The organism is Microbacterium shaanxiense (genome assembly GCF_054779995.1).
The window spans coordinates 875,000-892,511 of record NZ_BAAGXE010000001.1 but is presented as its reverse complement, the minus strand read 5'-3'; the positions used below and the strand labels follow the sequence as shown (position 1 = coordinate 892,511).

Annotated in this window: 16 protein-coding genes, 1 tRNA gene and 1 pseudogene; 6 read left to right on the top strand and 12 right to left on the bottom strand. The window is 68.0% G+C overall.

From position 1 onward, the window contains the following. Together ACYVG2_RS04205 and ACYVG2_RS04200 are read right to left on the bottom strand one after the other, a co-directional pair. Positions 1 to 1,017: a tRNA (adenine-N1)-methyltransferase gene (locus tag ACYVG2_RS04205; protein WP_448965505.1), complete on the bottom strand. Its 1,017-nt coding sequence runs from the start codon at positions 1,015 to 1,017 to the stop codon at positions 1 to 3. After that, positions 1,014 to 1,672 (bottom strand): annotated as a pseudogene (locus ACYVG2_RS04200) (HAD family hydrolase). The gene ACYVG2_RS04205 and the pseudogene ACYVG2_RS04200 overlap by 4 nt, the downstream one beginning before the upstream one ends. A gap of 122 nt (positions 1,673 to 1,794) precedes the next feature. Here ACYVG2_RS04200 and ACYVG2_RS04195 point away from each other — a divergent pair. Next, positions 1,795 to 2,649, top strand: coding sequence for a PAC2 family protein (locus ACYVG2_RS04195; protein ID WP_460779817.1), 855 nt, complete (start codon positions 1,795 to 1,797; stop codon positions 2,647 to 2,649). On the opposite strand, the gene ACYVG2_RS04190 is transcribed toward ACYVG2_RS04195, so the two are convergent. Both ACYVG2_RS04190 and ACYVG2_RS04185 read right to left on the bottom strand, forming a co-directional pair. Beyond that, a complete protein-coding gene (locus ACYVG2_RS04190) occupies positions 2,646 to 3,473 on the bottom strand; it encodes an undecaprenyl-diphosphate phosphatase (protein WP_460779816.1) in 828 nt (275 codons plus the stop codon). The two genes, ACYVG2_RS04195 and ACYVG2_RS04190, sit on opposite strands and share 4 nt — an antisense overlap. Before the next feature lie 28 nt (positions 3,474 to 3,501). Further along, the gene (locus ACYVG2_RS04185) at positions 3,502 to 4,797 is read right to left on the bottom strand and encodes a M20/M25/M40 family metallo-hydrolase (protein ID WP_460779815.1); all 1,296 of its coding nucleotides are present in this window, start codon (positions 4,795 to 4,797) and stop codon (positions 3,502 to 3,504) included. A gap of 110 nt (positions 4,798 to 4,907) precedes the next feature. Here ACYVG2_RS04185 and ACYVG2_RS04180 point away from each other — a divergent pair. Beyond that, positions 4,908 to 4,990, top strand: a tRNA-Leu gene (locus ACYVG2_RS04180). A gap of 67 nt (positions 4,991 to 5,057) precedes the next feature. On the opposite strand, the gene ACYVG2_RS04175 is transcribed toward ACYVG2_RS04180, so the two are convergent. The 3 genes from ACYVG2_RS04175 to ACYVG2_RS04165 all read right to left on the bottom strand — a co-directional run bounded on the left by ACYVG2_RS04175 (position 5,058) and on the right by ACYVG2_RS04165 (position 9,376). Continuing rightward, positions 5,058 to 6,359: an MFS transporter gene (locus ACYVG2_RS04175; RefSeq protein ID WP_460779814.1), complete on the bottom strand. Its 1,302-nt coding sequence runs from the start codon at positions 6,357 to 6,359 to the stop codon at positions 5,058 to 5,060. Positions 6,360 to 6,391: 32 nt separating this feature from the next. Continuing rightward, the gene (locus ACYVG2_RS04170; RefSeq protein WP_460779813.1) at positions 6,392 to 7,489 is read right to left on the bottom strand and encodes a VIT1/CCC1 transporter family protein; all 1,098 of its coding nucleotides are present in this window, start codon (positions 7,487 to 7,489) and stop codon (positions 6,392 to 6,394) included. Positions 7,490 to 7,633: 144 nt separating this feature from the next. After that, complete coding sequence (locus ACYVG2_RS04165) at positions 7,634 to 9,376, bottom strand: DEAD/DEAH box helicase (RefSeq protein WP_448965499.1); 1,743 nt, start codon at positions 9,374 to 9,376, stop codon at positions 7,634 to 7,636. A gap of 115 nt (positions 9,377 to 9,491) precedes the next feature. Between ACYVG2_RS04165 and ACYVG2_RS04160 the strand changes: the two genes are divergently transcribed. Together ACYVG2_RS04160 and ACYVG2_RS04155 are read left to right on the top strand one after the other, a co-directional pair. Continuing rightward, positions 9,492 to 10,319 carry an SGNH/GDSL hydrolase family protein gene (locus ACYVG2_RS04160; protein ID WP_460779812.1) on the top strand — a complete coding sequence of 276 codons (828 nt, stop codon included), beginning with the start codon at positions 9,492 to 9,494 and terminating at the stop codon, positions 10,317 to 10,319. A 73-nt stretch (positions 10,320 to 10,392) separates the two neighbouring features. Next, positions 10,393 to 10,770, top strand: a complete 378-nt coding sequence (locus ACYVG2_RS04155) for a hypothetical protein (RefSeq protein ID WP_460779811.1) — start codon at positions 10,393 to 10,395, stop codon at positions 10,768 to 10,770. A 7-nt stretch (positions 10,771 to 10,777) separates the two neighbouring features. On the opposite strand, the gene ACYVG2_RS04150 is transcribed toward ACYVG2_RS04155, so the two are convergent. After that, on the bottom strand, positions 10,778 to 11,593 hold the full coding sequence (locus ACYVG2_RS04150; RefSeq protein WP_460779810.1) for a TrmH family RNA methyltransferase: 816 nt from the start codon (positions 11,591 to 11,593) through the stop codon (positions 10,778 to 10,780). Positions 11,594 to 11,681: 88 nt separating this feature from the next. Between ACYVG2_RS04150 and ACYVG2_RS04145 the strand changes: the two genes are divergently transcribed. After that, complete coding sequence (locus tag ACYVG2_RS04145) at positions 11,682 to 12,521, top strand: Sir2 family NAD-dependent protein deacetylase (RefSeq protein WP_460779809.1); 840 nt, start codon at positions 11,682 to 11,684, stop codon at positions 12,519 to 12,521. Then, positions 12,518 to 13,102 (top strand): histidine phosphatase family protein, encoded by a 585-nt coding sequence (locus ACYVG2_RS04140; protein WP_460779808.1) that lies wholly within the window; start codon positions 12,518 to 12,520, stop codon positions 13,100 to 13,102. The genes ACYVG2_RS04145 and ACYVG2_RS04140 overlap by 4 nt, the downstream gene beginning before the upstream one ends. A gap of 9 nt (positions 13,103 to 13,111) precedes the next feature. Here ACYVG2_RS04140 and ACYVG2_RS04135 read toward each other — a convergent pair whose 3' ends face one another. Genes ACYVG2_RS04135 through ACYVG2_RS04120 form a run of 4 tightly spaced genes read right to left on the bottom strand, consistent with a single transcriptional unit; the run spans position 13,112 to position 17,512 of the window. Next, a complete protein-coding gene (locus ACYVG2_RS04135) occupies positions 13,112 to 13,921 on the bottom strand; it encodes an HpcH/HpaI aldolase/citrate lyase family protein (RefSeq protein WP_460779807.1) in 810 nt (269 codons plus the stop codon). Further along, positions 13,911 to 14,396, bottom strand: coding sequence for a MaoC family dehydratase (locus tag ACYVG2_RS04130; RefSeq protein ID WP_460779806.1), 486 nt, complete (start codon positions 14,394 to 14,396; stop codon positions 13,911 to 13,913). The genes ACYVG2_RS04135 and ACYVG2_RS04130 overlap by 11 nt, the downstream gene beginning before the upstream one ends. Before the next feature lie 9 nt (positions 14,397 to 14,405). Continuing rightward, complete coding sequence (locus ACYVG2_RS04125; protein WP_460779805.1) at positions 14,406 to 15,557, bottom strand: acyl-CoA dehydrogenase family protein; 1,152 nt, start codon at positions 15,555 to 15,557, stop codon at positions 14,406 to 14,408. Beyond that, positions 15,554 to 17,512, bottom strand: coding sequence for an acetyl/propionyl/methylcrotonyl-CoA carboxylase subunit alpha (locus tag ACYVG2_RS04120; RefSeq protein ID WP_460779804.1), 1,959 nt, complete (start codon positions 17,510 to 17,512; stop codon positions 15,554 to 15,556). The genes ACYVG2_RS04125 and ACYVG2_RS04120 overlap by 4 nt, the downstream gene beginning before the upstream one ends.

Here is a 17,512-nt window from a genome sequence, read left to right as displayed (position 1 = left end):
CTATTGCGATCGCTCTTCGGAATCGCGCGAAGCCGATGCCCGGCGCGCTCCGTCTGCGGCCTTCGTGGCCTCTCGGACACGCTTGCGCAGGTTTTTGTCGGTGATCTCGCGGTCCCCCACCGCACCGGGCGTCCACGTCTCGACGTCCGCATCCCCGTAGCTCGATTTCGACGCGCGACGCTTCACCTCGGGCGCGATCGTGCCAGGAGCGAGGCGGCGTGCGGTGAGCAGGAATCCGGTGTGCGCGACCATGCGGTGATCCGGTCGCACCGCGAGTCCCTCGACGTGCCAGCCGCGCACCATGGTCTCGGAGGCATCAGGGTCGGTGAACAGGCCGGTGCCGCGGATGTACTCCGCGACACGCGAGAGCTGCGTGGCCGTGGCGACGTAGCAGAGCACCACACCACCAGGGGTCAACGCATCCGCGACGACGTCCATGACCTCCCACGGCGCGAGCATGTCGAGCACGACGCGATCCACGGTCCCCGCTGCGAGTTCGGCGGGCAGTGCCTCGAGAAGATCGCCCACCACGACCCGCCACGTGTCTGGCGTCTCTCCGAAGAACGTCTCGACATTGGCTCTCGCCACGTCGGCGAAGTCGTCCCTGCGCTCGAACGAGACCAGGGTGCCCGTCGGGCCGACAGCGCGCAGCAGCGACAGCGAGAGCGCCCCGGAACCGACCCCGGCCTCGACGACCGTCGCGCCGGGGAAGATGTCCGCCTGCATGACGATCTGTGCGGCGTCCTTCGGATACACGATCGCCGCACCGCGCGGCATCGACATGGCGAAGTCACGCAGCAGAGGGCGCAGCGCGAGGTACTCGTGCCCTGAGCTGTTGGCGACCACCGAACCGTCCGGCAGCCCGATCAGGTCACGGTGCCTGAGCACGCCGTGGTGGGTGTGGAGCTCGCCGTCCTCGCTGAGAGTGACCGTGTGGAGCCGGTTCTTCGGACCCGTCAGCTGCACGCGATCGCCGTCGCGGAACGGGCCGCTCTGCCGCGCGGAAGCGACGCTCATCGCACCACGTCCTGGGTCAGATCGGCCCTGACCGACGAGTACAGGTCGATGATGTCCTGCGCGGTCCTGTCCTCAAGCGTGGGCCAGAGCGCGTGCGCACCCACCGTCTCGAGCGACACCATGTGCGGGACGCCGAGGGTGACGGCACCGGAGGCGAGACCGGCTCGCAGGCCCGTCGGGGAGTCCTCGATCACGAGGGTCTCCTCGATGTCGATGTCGAGCAGACCGGCCGCCTTCAGATACGGCTCCGGATGAGGCTTGGGCTGTTCGACGTCGTCACCGGCGACGACCTCCTCGAAGGCCTCGAACTCGATGAGTTCGACGACGCTGAGTGCCATGCGTCGCAGCGACATCGTCACGAGCGCGGTGCGGATGCCGTTGGCGTGGAGATCGCGCAGCAGCGCTTTGGCACCGGGACGGAAGGGCACGCCCTGCGTCGCCAGTGCGGTGCGCACGTCATCCGTGAGCCGGTCGACGATCGCGTCCGGCTCCATGTCGACGCCCCTGCCTCCCTGAGCAGCATGGCGCTGTCGAGCAGACCGTTCCCGACCAGCTGCAGCGCCTGCTCGTGCGACCAGGTTCCGCCGAAGGACTGCACCATCGCCGTCTCCGCCGCCATCCAGTACGGCTCGGTGTCGACCAGTGTTCCATCCATGTCCCAGAGGACCGCGCGCGGCTTTTGACTCACTTCTCCATGCTAGCCCGGCCGGTGTCCCATACCGTCTGACGCGGACTAGCCTGGAGGGATACCTGCGTTCGCGATGGAAGGAGAATTCGATGGATGCACTCGGAAACCGCATCGTCGTCGTCGCGTTCGATGGCTGGAACGATGCCGGTGAGGCGGCGAGCGGCGCGATCGAGATGCTGCGTGAGAGCACCGAGTACGAGCTCGTGCACACCGTCGATCCCGAGCTGTACTTCGACTACCAGTACACTCGCCCGTCGACCAAGATGGACGCCACCGGACATCGGGACCTGCGCTGGCCGGAGGCTGCACTGTGGCGTCCTGCGGCACCGTCGGGCGACGGCGCACCGGAGTTCTGGCTCCTCACAGGGGTCGAACCAGCCCGCACCTGGCAGGCGTTCGCGAACGAGTTCATCGACATCGCGCTTCGTGACGACGTCACGGGATTCATCACGCTCGGCGCGATGCTGTCCGACGTGCCGCACACGCGACCGATCTCGATCTTCGCCTCGAGCGCGAACGAGCACGTGCGCGAGGCGCTCGGTCTCGAACGCTCCCTCTACGAGGGGCCGGTGGGCATCCTCAGCGTTATCGAGCACTTCGCTGAGCGCGCCGGCATCCCGACGGCCAATCTCTGGGCGAGCGTGCCGCACTACGTCGCATCCGCCGCCCCTTCCCCGAAGGCCACTCTCGCCCTGCTCGACCGTCTGGAGGAGCTCACCGGCATCGACATGCCCCGTGAGCGACTGCGCACGGATGCCGCGACCTGGGAGGCGTCGATCGACGCCGCAGCGGCCGACGACGAGGAGATGACCGAGTACATCCATCAGCTCGAGCGCACGCGCGACACCTGGGACTCGCCCGAGGCGTCCGGAGACGCGATCGCGCAGGCGTTCGAGCGCTACCTGCGCCGCCGGGGCGACGGCCCCGGCGACCACAAGCGCTAGCCCGAGATCACGCCCATGCTCAGCAGCACCAGCAGCGTGATGCCGAGCAGGATGCGGTAGATCACGAACGGCAGGAAGCTGCGCTTGGAGATCCAGCTCATGAAGAAGGCGATGACGCCGAGTGCGACGACGAAGGCGATCCCCGTCGCCGCGACCGTCTCGCCGAGGGAGAAGTACTGATCCGGGGCATCCCAGCTCTTGAACAGCTGGAAGAAGCCGCTGCCGAACACGGCCGGGATGGCGAGCAGGAACGCGTAGCGGGCCGCAGCGGCGCGCTCGTATCCGAGGAACAATCCCATCGTGATCGTTCCGCCGGAGCGCGAGACGCCGGGGATGAGTGCGAGCGCCTGGGCGAATCCGAACAGGATGCCGTGCGGATACGTGATCTGGTCGAGCTTGCGGCGCTTCGCGCCGAAGTAGTCGGCGATCCCGAGCAGGATGCCGAACACGATCAGCATGATCGCCACGATCCACATCGATCGCAGCACCGTCTCGATCTGATCCTGGAACAGCAGCCCGAGCACGACGATCGGGATGCTGCCGATGATGATCAGCCACCCCATCCTGGCGTCAGGGTCGTTGCGGGGAAGTGAGCCAGTCAACGAGCGGAACCAATGACCGATGATGCGCGTGATGTCGCGCCAGAAGAACACCACGACGGCCGCCTCGGTGCCGATCTGGGTGATCGCGGTGAACGCGGCCCCCGGGTCCTCTCCGGAGCCGGTGAAGGTGCCCACGATGCGCAAGTGGGCGCTGGAGGAGATCGGCAGGAACTCTGTGAGTCCCTGGATGACGCCGAGGAACAGCGCTTCGAGCAGGTGCATGGATGGCCTTCTGATTCAGGGGCGCGCGTCAGTATGTGCGCAGGAGACCGGTCAGAACCTGCTGACCGAAGACAAGTGATTCTATGGGGACACGCTCGTCGACACCGTGGAACATCCCGGTGAAGTCGAGATCCGCCGGCAGACGGAGCGGTGCAAAACCATACCCGGTGATTCTGAGCGTGGAGAGCGCCTTGTTGTCGGTACCAGCGCCGAGGAGATACGGGATCACCGGCACGCCGGGGTCGTGAACGGCGAGGCTGTGCACCATCGCCTCCACCAGCGCCCCTTCGAACGGTGTCTCCATGCCGATGTCGCGCACGACGGTCTCGATGAGGATGTCCTCGCCGACGATCTGCTGCAACTCCGCGAGCACCTCGTCCTCGGTGCCGGGCAGCACGCGCACATCGATCAGCGCCTCGGCGCGCTCGGGGATCACGTTGTGCTTGTAACCGGCGGTGAGCGCCGTCGGGTTGGTCGTCGTGCGGAAGGTCGAGCTCAGGAAGGCTTCAGCAGGACCGGATGCCGCGGCGAGGGCATCCGGATCGTCGACGGGGCGACCGGTGAGCTCGCCGAGCCCCTGGAGCAGCGCTCGTGTCGTCGAGGTGAGCCGGATCGGCCACCGCGTGCGTCCGATCGCGGCGACGGCCTCGGCGAGCTTGACCACGGCGTTGTCGTCGTGAAGGCGGCTGCCGTGACCCGCGCGCCCCTTCGCGATGAGGCGGATCCAGATCAGTGCCTTCTCGCCCACCTGCAGCAGATATGCACGACGATCGTCCACCGTGATGGAGTAGCCGCCGACCTCGCTGATGGCCTCTGTCGCACCGGCGAACCATTCGGGGCGGTCCTTCACGACGAGAGCAGAACCCTCGACGCCGCCGTTCTCCTCGTCGGCGAAGAACACCAGCACGAGGTCGCGTTCCGGTTGCTGCCCCGACCGCAGGATGTCCGCGACCGACGTGAGGATCATGGCGTCCATGTTCTTCATGTCCACGGCACCGCGGCCCCACAGCATCCCGTCGCGCACCTCCCCCGCGAACGGATCGACGCTCCAGTCCTCGGCCATGGCCGGTACGACGTCGAGATGGCCGTGCACCACGAGGGCGGGTTTGCTCCGATCGCGACCGGCGACGCGCGCCATGACGTTGGTGCGCCGTGGGATCGGCTCGTAGTACTCGGGCGTCAGGCCGAGACTCTCCAGATACGCGCCGACGTACTCGGCCGCCTCACGCTCTCCCTTGGCATTGCCCCCGCCGAAATTCGAGGTGTCGATCCGGATCAGGTCACGCGCGACGCGGACGACCTCGGGCAGTTCAGCGTCAGACATGCCCTCAGACTATCGAACGGCTGCGGCACGCCCGAGGTGCGCCCCGGTTCGTCGGCACCTGCGAGATCTGGTAACGTTTCTCTTCGGTCGGCAACGACTTTTCATCACCTGCGCGGGTGGCGGAATGGTAGACGCGCTACGTTGAGGTCGTAGTGCCCGTAAGGGCGTGGGGGTTCAAGTCCCCCTCCGCGCACAGATCAGCTCCGGAAGTTCCCTGGTTCGGCCAGGGGCTCCCGGAGCCTCTTTGTTCCGGCTCGAGATCACGTGTCGAGACTCACCGCATCGTCATGACGTGCGAGCCGCAGCGGCGAGAACGCGACAACCGCCGCGGCCGCCGCGAAGATCACTGCAGCGGCTCCGAGCGTCAGCGAGTATCCCCAGAAGGTCGCCAGGGCACCGGCGAGCAGCGCGCCGAAGAAGAAGATCGCCCTGTTCATCGTGCGGATGGTCGAGTTCATCCTGCCCTGCATCGCGTCAGGGGCGGCCGCCTGCCGGTACCCCATCTCGTTCGCGTCCTCGACACCCATCGAGAGCCCGTGGACGAACTGCGCCGAAGAGATCAGCAACAGGAGCACGACGGGATCGGTCGAGGCGGATACGGGGCTGAGCGCCACTGCTGCCCACGGTACGACGACGAGCATCCGGCCGAGCAGGATCGCATGCCCTGCGCCCATCCGCCGCCCCAGGGCAGGGGCGAGCAGTGCGCCGACGAACCCTCCGACGCCGCCGCAGGCGAGGGCGAGACCGAACGCCCACGGCTCGAGACGCAGTTCACGCAGGACGAAGACGGCGAACACGGTCGCCACGATGCTGTTGCCGAGGAACCAGACGTGCACGGACAGCGCGAGCGGGCGCAGCGTGCGATGCCGATACGTGTACCTCATCCCCTCGAGGATGTCGTGGCCGATGTGCCGTCCGTGCGCACGCGCTGACCGTGGAGCTTCGTCGACCGCGATCCGGGACTGGAGAACGGCCGACACAGCGTTCATCGCGGCGTCGAAGGCGAACAGCAACGGCGCACCCAGAAGGTTGAGCAGAACCCCGCCCAGCGCCGGCCCGGCCGTACCGGCGACCGTCTCGCTCTGGCCGAGTCTCGCGTTCGCCATCACGAGAGAACCCCGAGGGACGATATGGGGAAGGAACGGCTGAGAGGCGGAGTCGGCGAACAAGGTCAGGGTGCCGAGTACCAGGATCACGGCCGCGAGTGACCAGAACCCGAGCGCATCGAGGAGCAGCAGCACGGGGACCGTACCGAGGACGACGGCGCGCCCGACACTCGTGACGACCAGAGTCCGCTGCCGCCGCCATCGATCCATGAGTGCGCCGACGATCAGCCCGAGGAACAGATACGGGACGACGCTCAGTGAGCTCAGCACCCCGATCTCGAACGCGGACGCACCGATCGCGCTGACGATCAGCACCTGGAAGGCGACGCCGGCGATGGTGCCGCCGAGGGCGCGCATCGTCGTCGCGCTCCAGAACAGGGCGAAGGCGCGGATCAGCAGCACCTCGCGCGGACGACCGCCGTCACCGCGCTCGGGTCGGCCGGCCGCATCGCTCACGCGCCCAGTGTACGGGCGGCTGAGCAGAGGGATCAGACGGCGCCGACGCCGAAGACCAGTCCGAGCAGGTAGGTGATGGCTGCGGCGCCGAATCCGATGGCGAGTTGGCGCAGTGCGCGGCGCAGAGGCGGCCCACCGGACAGGATGCCGACCATCGCCCCGGTCGTCAGCAGTGCGATGCCGACCAGGATGAGGGCGACGATGACGGCGGTCACACCCTCCAGCCCGAAGATCCACGGCAGTACGGGGATGATCGCCCCTGAGGCGAAGAGCAGGAAACTGGAGATCGCGGCTGTCCAGTCGCTTCCGACGATGTCGTGGTCGGAGCCGGCGTGCGTACGCACCGGTGCCGTGGCCGCACGACGCACGCCCTCCTGCGCGGCGGTGATGATACGGCGCGACCGCTCGAGGGCCTCTCCCTCATCGATACCGCGCGCCCGGTACACGAGGGCCAGCTCGTTCACGTCGATGTCGAGATCTCCCGCCGAATGCGCCGCATCGTCGTTGGCCTCCGTGGATGCGAGCAGCTCGCGCTGCGACCGCACCGAGACGAACTCGCCTGCCCCCATCGACAGCGCGCCGGCGAGAAGGCCGGCGATCCCGCTGAACAGCACGAAACTCGAACCGACTCCCGTCGCACCTATGCCGAGCACGAGCGCCAGGTTGCTGACAAGCCCGTCGTTCGCGCCGAACACGGCAGCGCGGAACGATCCCGAGAGGCGTCGTCGGCCTCTCGCCGCGAGACCGCGGACGACCTCGTGGTGGATCTTCTCATCGGCGCGCATGGCCGGTGTCGCGTACTGCTCGGTGTCGTACGGGGAGCGCGCTTCCGCGCTCTGGGCCAGCACGAGAACGAAGATCGACCCGAATCGCCCTGCCATCCAGGCGAGCAGCCGGGAGCGGATACCCGCCTTGGGAAGCCTGCTGGGCTCACCGTCGAGCAGATCCAGCCAGTGCTGCTCATGGCGACGCTCCGCATCGGCGAGGCTCTGCAGGATGTCCCGCTCCTCCCCCGTCTTGCGCGCCGCGAGCTTCTGATAGACCATCCCCTCGGCGCGCTCCTCCACGAGGTATCGGGCCCAGCGGCGGCGATCGGCCGCGGTCGGCTCGGCGGCAGCAGGCGCTGTCATGGGTCCTCCAGTGCGTGTTCGGGCAGCTTCAACGGTATCCAGACGATGACGCCCGAACTCCCGGAAACCAGGGATTGCCAGCATTTCGGGGCTCCGAACCCGCCGATGCTCGAGCACGACTCGGTGGCGCCGACCGGCCTGTTACTACTTGCGCACGCGCTTGCGCAGCACCTCGATGCGCGCCTGCAGTTGCGTCACGGTCGCCTGCGCGACGGCAGGGCCGCCGCAGATGCGGCGCAGTTCGGCGTGCACGGCGCCGTGGGGCTCGCCTGCCTGACGCGCGTACAGCCCCACGAGGCTGTTGAGCAGCTGTCGCTGCTCGCGCATCGTGCGGTGCAGAGGCGGGGGCAGGGTGGTCACCGCCTCCGGGCCGGCTTCCGCCTCCCGTGCCTCACGCAGCTTGGACTGACGCGTCTGACGCTGCATGAGGAGTTCGTGCACATGCTCGGGCTCGAGGAGGCCGGGAATCCCGATGAACTCCTCCTCCTCCGGCGTGCCCGGTTCGGCCAGCTGACCGAACTCCTGCCCTTCGAACACGACGCGATCGAAGTGCGCGAGCGACGAGATCGCCTGGTAGCTGAACTCCTGCGTGAGAGCGTCGGAGGCCTCTTCCTCGCGATTCGCGCTCTCCAGGAGGGAGTCGTCGAGGCCGTCATCGTCCTTGCTCTGACGATCCAGGGCGTGATCGCGCTGCTTCTCCAGTTCGTTCGCGAGTCCCATGAGCACCGGCACGTTCGGCAGGAACACGCTCGCCGCCTCGCCGCGCCGTCTGGCGCGGACGAAGCGGCCGATGGCCTGGGCGAAGAACAGCGGTGTCGACGACGACGTCGCATAGACCCCCACGGCGAGGCGGGGCACGTCGACGCCCTCCGACACCATGCGCACCGCCACCATCCACCGGCTGGTGTCGGCGCTGAACTTCTCGATGCGCTCGGAGGCCGCGGCTTCATCGGAGAGCACGACGGTCGGACGCTGACCCGTGAGGCTGTGCAGGATCTTCGCGTAGGCGCGTGCGACGGTCTGATCCGTCGCGATCACGAGTCCGCCGGCATCCGGGACGTGATGGCGGATCTCGGTGAGGCGTCGGTCGGCAGCGGACAGCACCGCCGGCATCCACTCGCCCTCGGGATCGAGCGCGGTCCGCCACGCCTGCGAGTTGACGTCCTTGGTGTTGTCCTGCCCGAGATGGGCCTCGAGCTCGTCGCCGGCGCTCGTGCGCCACCGCATCTTCCCCGAATACATGTGGAACAGCACCGGTCGCACGACACCGTCGGCGAGGGCGCGGCCGTAGCCGTACGCGTAGTCGGTCGACGAGACCCGCCCGCCGCTCTCGTCGGGCGCGTACGTGACGAACGGGATCGGCGCGGTGTCGCTGCGGAACGGCGTGCCGGAGAGGGAGAGGCGCCGCTTCGCGGGGCCGTAGGCGTCGCGGATCGCGTCACCCCAACTGAGCGCATCACCGCCGTGATGCACCTCGTCCAGGATGACGAGGGTCTTCGCGTCCTCGGTCAGATGACGATGCACCGACGACTTCGCGGCGACCTGGGCATAGGTGACGACGACACCGTGGTACTGGCGAGACGGCGCCCAATGACTGTTGCGGAAACGGGGATCGAGACGGATGTGCACACGTGCTGCGGCATCGGCCCACTGCGTCTTCAGATGCTCGGTCGGCGCGACCACGATGATCCGGTTCACCTCGCCCATGCGCAGCAGTTCGACTGCCAGCGTCAGCGCGAAGGTCGTCTTGCCTGCACCCGGCGTCGCGGCGACGAGGAAATCGCGCTGATCCCGCTGGAAGTAGATGTCCAGGGCCTCACGCTGCCACGCACGCAGCTTGTCCGCCGTTCCCCACGGGGCGCGCTGGGGAAAGGACGGAGAGAGCATCGCCTCCAGGATAATCGGTGCCGCAGACACTTCTCCCCCGTAACCGCCCCACGACGAAGTAGGCTCGATCACTGCGCGGTCCCAGTTCCCTCCGCGAGGCAGTGAAGGAGTATCCATGGTCGACGAGGAATCGTCCCGAACGCCTTATGTCGCGAACGAGAACCCCCACCCTTGGCGGAGGTTCGTGGCCATCGGCGATTCATTCACCGAAGGCATAGGAGACCCCGACCCGGCGGTGCCGGACGGGCACCGTGGCTGGGCGGATCGCGTCGCCGAAGTGCTCGCGCGGCAGGTCGACGGCTTCGCCTACGCGAACCTCGCGGTGCGCGGCAAGCTCATCGCGCAGATCGTCGCCGACCAGGTGGAGCCCGCCGTCGCGCTGCGACCCGATCTCATCTCGATCTGCGCCGGCGGCAACGACGTCATCCGGCCGGGGACCGACCCGGACATGATCGCCGAGCAGCTCGAGGATGCGGTGGCCCGATTGGCATCGACCGGCGCGGCGATCCTCCTCTTCACCGGCATCGACACGGGCTTCACCCCGGTCTTCCGACGGTTCCGCGGCAAGGTGGCGATCTACAACGAGAACATCCGCGCGGTCGCCGAACGGCACGACTGCATCGTGGCCGATCAATGGGCGCTGAAGTCCGTGCAGGACACCCGGTTCTTCGATGACGACAGGTTGCACTTCAACGCGCTCGGCCACCACGAGGTTGCCCGCATGGTGCTGCGCGCGCTCAACGTCCCCAACGACCTGCAGCCCATGCGACCCGAACCGCGTCCGCCCCGCACCTGGCGCGAGGCCCGTGCGGAGGATCTCGGCTGGGCCCGCGAACATCTGGTGCCGTGGGTGCTGAGGCGGCTTCGGCACCAGTCCTCCGGCGATCTCATCACCGCGAAGCGGCCGGAGCCCGGTCCGATCGTCTTCCCTGACGCCGAGTAGTCGATTCGGTGAGTTCGCGTGATCGGGAGGGACGGTTCGCGTGCCAATGTCTCAACGGACGAAGGGCGCAATAATGTCTGAACACGATCCCGAGCCCGCGGACAGCAGCATCGTGCGCGTTGCGGTACCACTGAGTCGAATCGTCATGGCGATCGACCGCGGCGACGTGGATGCGGAGGACTACGCGGTGTACGCCGTCGATCCCGATGCACGAGCGACCAGCGACCCGCTATGCGTCCTGGACGATCTCATCCTGGTGACGGACGATCTGGAGGAGGTGCTCCCGGCACTCGTCGTCGCGGAGCGTCTCGTGACGTTCTGTCCGTACGCGGGCTACATCACCGACACCATCGTCAACACCCGTGAGCAGTCGCCAGACGCAGGCATCGCGACCATCCTGGCGAATCTCGACCATTTCCTCGTTCACGACACCTGGATGGACCTCACCTGATCGCCGGTCACCGCGTGGCGTGGAAGGTCACCGCCGACGACGCTGCGACGTTCAACGAGTCCACACCGCCCATCATCGGGATCGTGACCCGGCGATCGACCAGGGACTCCGTGGTGGGCATCAGGCCGGCTCCCTCATTCCCGAACACGAGCGCGAGCCTGTCATGATCTTCATCGACGAGAGCGTCCAGAGTGATGGCGCCCGCTCCAAGCGTCATCCCTGCGACGACGTAGCCGTCGTCCTGCAGGGTACGGATCGTCGCCGGCCAGGATTCGATACGGGTCCACGGGATCTGGAAAACCGTGCCCATCGAGACGCGGATGGACCGACGGTACAGCGGGTCTGCGCAGTTCGGGCTGACGAGCACCGCGTCGACTCCGAAGGCGGCAGCGGATCTGAACGCCGAACCGACGTTGGCATGGTCGAACAGGTCCTCCAATATCGCGATGCGCGCTCGGCCGCCCCGCGAACCCGCACTGCGAAGCAGCGAGGCGACGCTCGGGGCCATCGGCCGGTGCATCGACGCGAGCGCACCACGATGCACCGCGTATCCCGTGACTTCCTCCGCGACGCGGTCGGGTACGACGTATACCCGCACGTCCCGATCGCCGAGGATCTCCGTGATCCGGGCCAACCGGCGCTCCTGCGTGAGCAGCGAGCGTGGTGCGTGACCGGCCGCCAGTGCGCGTTCGATGACCGTGATCGATTCGGCGATGTAGAGCCCGCCCAGGGGCTCCTGCACCAGGCGGAGCGTCGTGTCGGTGAGGTTGCGGTAGTCGTCGAGTCTCGGGTCGGACGGATCCTCGACGCGTTCGATGTGCATGCAGACAACTCTGCCACCGCGCCCCCACGTCGATGCACCGCGGCGCCCGAGGTCGGCGGCGCGCCGTAGACTCGCTGAGGGAGGTTTCGTGAGCGCGACGATCAGTGCTGAGCTGTCAGAAGGCATCGAGAAGTCAGCCGACCTTCTGGACGGTCGCAGGATCGCCTTTCTCACCGGCGCGGGGATATCGACCGACTCCGGCATCCCCGCCTATCGCGGCGAGGGCGCTCGGACTCGCGCCGACCCGATGACCGGGCAGCGCTACCTCGCAGACGAGGCAGCGCGCCGACGGTACTGGGTCGGCGGCCACCTCGGCTGGCGCGCGTTCGCCCGGGCCGAGCCCAACGCCGGACACATCGCACTGGCCGAGATGGAGCGTGACGGCATCGCCTCAGGCGTGATCACGCAGAACGTCGACGGCCTGCATCTGCGCGCGGGCAGCAGCCGCGTCATCGAGGTGCACGGCACCATGCGCCGGGTCGTCTGCCTGCAGTGCGGACAGGTCTTCGATCGACGCGACATCGCGACGCAGATCGAACAGCTCAACCCCTGGATCACCGTGCCGGAGAACATCGTCCTGAATCCGGATGGCGACGTCGCTCCCGAGAGCACTGAGGATTTCGTGGTTCCGACGTGCACGGTGTGCGGCGGGATGCTGAAGCCGGATGTGGTGTTCTTCGGCGAGTACGTGCCCGCTGACCGCTTCCGCGCTGCCGAGTCGCTGCTGCGCGCCAGCGATGCCCTCATCGTCGCCGGCTCGTCGCTCGTCGTGAACTCGGGCGTGCGGTTGATCGAACGCGCTCGTCGCCGCAGCATCCCGCTCATCATCGTCAATCGAGAACCGACCAGGGCCGATGCCTGGGCGCACGTGACCCTCGCGGGCGGCACGAGCGACGTCCTCCCCGCACTTCAGGAGCTCCTCACGTGACCTTCATCACGCTCGTCCGCCACGGTCAGACCGACTGGAACCTGGACCGCCGGATCCAGGGTTCGACGGACATCCCGCTCAATGAGACGGGCCGCGGCCACGCCCGGGATGCCGCCGCGCTCCTCACAGGCACCGCCCACCATGCGATCTACGCGAGCCCGCTCGTGCGTGCGCACGAGACTGCGCGGATCATCGCCCAGACGATCGGCTTGGCGGAACCGGAGCTCGTCCCCGATCTTCGTGAGCGCGAGTTCGGCGAGGCGGAGGGAATGCTGGTCGCCGACTACATCGACCGCTACGGGGACTGGCACGCCGATGTCCCCAGGGCTGAGAGCTTCGATCAGGTGGCACAGCGGGCGATAGGTGCGCTCGACCTCATCGCCCGCGCGTCTCGTCGGCGGTCGGCGCCGATCGCCGAATCGGTGATCGTCGTCGCGCACGGCGGCGTCATCCGCGCCCTGCTCGATCACGCGTCCGGAGGGACGATGCCGGCCGTGGGAGTGCCGCTCCCGAACGGCTCGGTGCATCGCTTCGAGGCGGCTCCCGGCGTCCTGCGGCTGCTGGAGACCACTCCGGCGTGAGCAGGCGGATCAGCGCCCGGCGCGCAGGATCACCGCTCGTGCGTGCCGCAGCACCGGTTCGTCGACCATCTGCCCGCCGAACCTGAAGACGCCGCGCTCCCCCTCGGCCGCTGCGAGCACGGCGTGCGCCCACGATGCGGTCTCCTCATCGGGAAGATACGCGTCCCTGATGATCTGCACCTGACCGGGGTGGATGCACGCCGTCGCACCGAACCCGGATGCCACAGCATCCGCGGCTTCCCGTCTCAGACCTTCCGCGTCGTCGATGTCGATGTGCACGGCGTCGATCGCCGTCTTGCCCCTGGCACCGGCTTCCACGAGAACCCGTGACCGCGCGTACCGGGCCACGTCCCGGTATCGGCCACTCGCATCCCTGCTCGAGGTCCCGCCGAGCGACGCCACCAGGTCTTCAGCACCCCACATGAGCGCGACCACCCCGGGGTGCTCGGCGAGCCGGTCGGCCGCTGCGATTCCTCGGGCGGTCTCGCAGAGCGCGACCAATGAGAACCGGTTGTCGAAGGCATCCAGCGCAGAGGGATCCTCCGCCTTCGCCACCATCACCGTGCGGAACCCGGTCTCCGCCAGCACTGCGAGGTCGCTCGCGAAGTCGCTCGTCCCCGGCGCGTTGACCCGGACGATCACGCGCTGCGGGTCGACCGCTGCGCTGCGCAGGTTGTGGCGCGCGGCCTCCTTGTCCACGGGGGCCACGGCATCCTCGAGGTCGAGGATCACCGCATCGGCGCGGGCGAGCGCCTTCTCGAAGCGTTCCGGTCGATCCGCCGGGCAGAACAGCAGCGCGGGTCCGAGCTCAAACGTCATCGTGGCCTCCGTCCGGCAGGCAGTGCACGAGCACCGTCCGTCGAGCTTCAGCGACCACCACACCGTCCTGATTGCGCCCGGTGTGGGCGATCGTGCAGATGCCCTGCCCCGGTCGCGACGATGACAGCCGCTTCTCGGTCACGATGCTCTCGGTGTACAGCGTGTCGCCGGCGAACAGCGGATGCGGGAATGCGATCTCCCCCAACCCGAGCTGCGCGACGAGCGTGCCCTGCGTCAGCTGGGCGACCGAGGCGCCCACCATCGTCGACAGCGTCCACATGGAATTCATCAGCCGCTGCCCGAACTCCTGCTCGCCGGCGAATGCGGCGTCCAGATGCAGCGCCTGCGTGTTCATCGTCAGCGTGGTGAACAGCACGTTGTCGGCCTCGGTCGCCGTGCGACCTGGGCGATGCAGGTAGCGAGCGCCGACCTCGAACTCCTCGAAGTAGAGCCCGCGCTGGAGGATATCGGTCATGCTGCCACGCTATCGGGTGAGCCCCAGCGCCCGCGCGATCACGAGCAGCTGCACCTCGGTCGTCCCCTCGCCGATCTCGAGGATCTTAGAGTCGCGGTAGTGCCGCGCGACCGAGAACTCATTCATGAACCCGTTGCCGCCGAAGATCTGCGTCGCGTCCCTGGCGTTGTCCATCGCCGCGTCTCCCGCCACGAGCTTCGCGATCGCGGATGCCTCGGCGAACGGCTTGCCCGCATCACGGAGCCGTGCGGCATGATGCCACGCCAGACGCGCCGTGTGCACGCGCGCACGCATCCGTGCCAGCGTGAACTGGGCGTTCTGGCGGGTGCTCAGCGCGCTGCCGAACACGGTGCGGCTCTTCGCGTACTCGACCGCGTCCTCGAGGCAGCCCTCTGCCGCGCCGGTCGAGAGTGCGGCGATCGCGATGCGTCCTTCGTCGAGGATGCTGAGGAAGTTGCCGAACCCGCGACCCTCCTCACCGAGCAGGTTCTCCGCTGGAACCCTGACCCCGTCGAACGTGAGCGGGTGCGTGTCGGATGCGCGCCAGCCGACCTTGTCGTACGGGGCTTCCACGGTGAAGCCCGGCGTGCCGTTGGGCACGATGATGGTCGAGATGTCCTTGCGACCGTCGCGGACGCCGGTGACAGCCGTGACCGTCACGAAACGGGTGATCGGGGTTCCCGAGTTCGTGATGAACTGCTTGGTCCCGTCAATGACCCACTCATCGCCTTCGCGACGCGCGATCGTGCGCGTCGCGCCCGCATCGCTGCCGGCTTCCGGTTCTGTGAGCCCGAAGCCCGCCAGCGCCCGCCCTGCGAGGAGGTCGGGAAGATATTCGGACTTCTGCGCATCGTCGCCGAAGCGGAAGATCGGCATCGCGCCGAGGCTGACGCCGGCCTCCAGGGTGATGGCGATCGACTGGTCGACCCTGGCCAGCGCCTCGATCGCGAGACCGAGCGCCATGTAGTCGCCGCCCTGACCGCCCACCTCCTCGGGGAACGGCAGGCCGAACAGGCCCAGATCCCCCATCTGCCGGACGACGTCCATCGACAGGGTGTGCGTGCGATCGGCCTCGTACGACTGCGGTGCGACGACTGTGTCGGCGAACTCGCGCACCATCGCCGCGAGTTCGACCTCTTCAGCGGTGAGATCTTCGGTCATGCGATTGCTCCTTCTGGGATGTCCTTCGTCGGGCTCGCGGCGGTGGGTGTCACCACTGCGACTGCCTGACCACGTTTCGCCTGGTCGCCGGCCGCGACCAGCAGACGCACGACGCCGTCGTGCGGTGCCGGCACCGGATGCTCCATCTTCATCGCCTCGATCGAGACGAGAGGCTGCCCTGCAGTCACGTTCATGCCGTCCTCGACGTGCACGGCGACGATGCTCCCCGGCATCGGTGCCCGAGCCTCAGGGTGGGTCTCCGCATCGACCGGATGCTGCGCGGCGAGACGGCGCAGCATCCTCTCCCGACGGTCCAGCGGGCGAAGACGTGCGGTACGGCCGCTCTCACTCACCCAGACCGAGCCTTCGGCATCCATCGCGGCGGTTGCGTCTGCCGCGGCCGCGCCTGCTCCTGCGCCGTCGACGATCTCGTCCGCATCCGTGAGGAATGCGATGGCCTGCGCATCGGAATCGGTGAGTGCCGCCCACACACCGCCCGAACGGCGAGACGGATTCTCCAGCGTGAGACGTGCTTCAGCACGCTCGGCCTCATGGCGCACTTCCTGTTTCGCGGCGGCGATCATCGCGTCGGACACCTCGGCCGGCACAACGGGCAGCAGCGTCTCGATCAGGCCGGTTTCGAGGTCGCCGCCGACTACGCGCTCGTTCGCGAGCAGCTGCCGCAGGAAGGCGATGTTCGTGTCGACGCCGAGCACCACCGTCTCCGCGAGCGCCCTGTCGAGACGGGCGATGGCTGCTTCGCGATCAGGTGCGTAGGCGATCACCTTCGCGATCATCGGATCGTAGAAGCCCGTGACCTCGCTGCCCGTCTCGATCGCTGCATCCACCCGCACGCCCCGAGGAGCGCGGAAGCGCAGGACGCGCCCCGTGGACGGAAGGAAGTCCCGCTCGGGTGCCTCCGCGTAGATGCGGGCCTCGATAGCGTGCCCGCGCGGCCTCGGCGGCTCCGGCACTTCGCCACCGGCGGCGACGACGAGCTGCTGGGCGACGAGGTCGAGCCCGGTGACGGCTTCCGTGACCGGATGCTCCACCTGCAGACGCGTGTTCATCTCGATGAAGAAGAAGTCCTCCGGCGAGTCCGCGTCGACGAGGAACTCCACTGTCCCCGCTCCCACGTACGACACGCTCTGCGCAGCGCGCACGGCGGCGTCGAACAGACGCGCGGTGAGTCCATCGGGAAGACCCGCGGACGGCGCCTCCTCGATGACCTTCTGATGGCGTCGCTGCAGCGTGCATTCGCGCTCGCCGAGCGCGATCACGTTGCCGTGGGTGTCCCCGAACACCTGCACCTCGATGTGTCTAGGGCGGCGGATCAGCCGCTCCAGTACGAGCGCATCGTCTCCGAACGCGGCCCTGGCGATGCGGCGCGCGGATGCCAGCGCCGACGCGAGGCTGTCGGGATCGGACACCGATTCCATGCCCTTGCCGCCGCCGCCGGCGCTCGGCTTGACCAGCAGCGGATACCCGATCTCGTCCGCACGCACTGCGATGTCCGCATCGGTCAATCCCGCCGCGGTGAAACCCGGCACGACCGGGACGCCCCGCGCGGCGACGTGCTCGCGCGCCTTCGCCTTGTCGCCCATGATCTCGAGCGCGTCGGTGGACGGACCTACGAAGACGATGCCCGCGCGCCCGCATGCCTGTGCAAGAGCGACGCTCTCGGAGAGGAAACCGTAGCCGGGGTGGATCGCATCCGCACCGGCGCGTCTCGCCGCATCGATCACGGCGTCCACGTCGAGATACGACTCCGCCGCCGGCGCAGGGCCGATCAGGACGGCCTCATCCGCCTCGCGGACATGGGGGGCGTCCGCATCAGCCTCGCTGTAGACGGCGACGCTGCGCAGGCCCCGCTCCCGCAGGGTGCGGATGATGCGGCGCGCGATCTCGCCACGATTGGCGACGAGCACGGTGCTGATCGAAAGGGCGTCGTTCAT

Bases quoted from the DNA above. Each gene is read 5' to 3' on its own strand.
- ACYVG2_RS04205 (WP_448965505.1), bottom strand. From the start codon at position 1,017: ATGAGCGTCGCTTCCGCGCGGCAGAGCGGCCCGTTCCGCGACGGCGAT.
- ACYVG2_RS04195 (WP_460779817.1), top strand. From the start codon at position 1,795: ATGGATGCACTCGGAAACCGCATCGTCGTCGTCGCGTTCGATGGCTGG.
- ACYVG2_RS04190 (WP_460779816.1), bottom strand. From the start codon at position 3,473: ATGCACCTGCTCGAAGCGCTGTTCCTCGGCGTCATCCAGGGACTCACA.
- ACYVG2_RS04185 (WP_460779815.1), bottom strand. From the start codon at position 4,797: ATGTCTGACGCTGAACTGCCCGAGGTCGTCCGCGTCGCGCGTGACCTG.
- ACYVG2_RS04170 (WP_460779813.1), bottom strand. From the start codon at position 7,489: ATGACAGCGCCTGCTGCCGCCGAGCCGACCGCGGCCGATCGCCGCCGC.
- ACYVG2_RS04165 (WP_448965499.1), bottom strand. From the start codon at position 9,376: ATGCTCTCTCCGTCCTTTCCCCAGCGCGCCCCGTGGGGAACGGCGGAC.
- ACYVG2_RS04160 (WP_460779812.1), top strand. From the start codon at position 9,492: ATGGTCGACGAGGAATCGTCCCGAACGCCTTATGTCGCGAACGAGAAC.
- ACYVG2_RS04155 (WP_460779811.1), top strand. From the start codon at position 10,393: ATGTCTGAACACGATCCCGAGCCCGCGGACAGCAGCATCGTGCGCGTT.
- ACYVG2_RS04150 (WP_460779810.1), bottom strand. From the start codon at position 11,593: ATGCACATCGAACGCGTCGAGGATCCGTCCGACCCGAGACTCGACGAC.
- ACYVG2_RS04135 (WP_460779807.1), bottom strand. From the start codon at position 13,921: ATGACGTTTGAGCTCGGACCCGCGCTGCTGTTCTGCCCGGCGGATCGA.
- ACYVG2_RS04130 (WP_460779806.1), bottom strand. From the start codon at position 14,396: ATGACCGATATCCTCCAGCGCGGGCTCTACTTCGAGGAGTTCGAGGTC.
- ACYVG2_RS04125 (WP_460779805.1), bottom strand. From the start codon at position 15,557: ATGACCGAAGATCTCACCGCTGAAGAGGTCGAACTCGCGGCGATGGTG.
- ACYVG2_RS04120 (WP_460779804.1), bottom strand. From the start codon at position 17,512: ATGAACGACGCCCTTTCGATCAGCACCGTGCTCGTCGCCAATCGTGGC.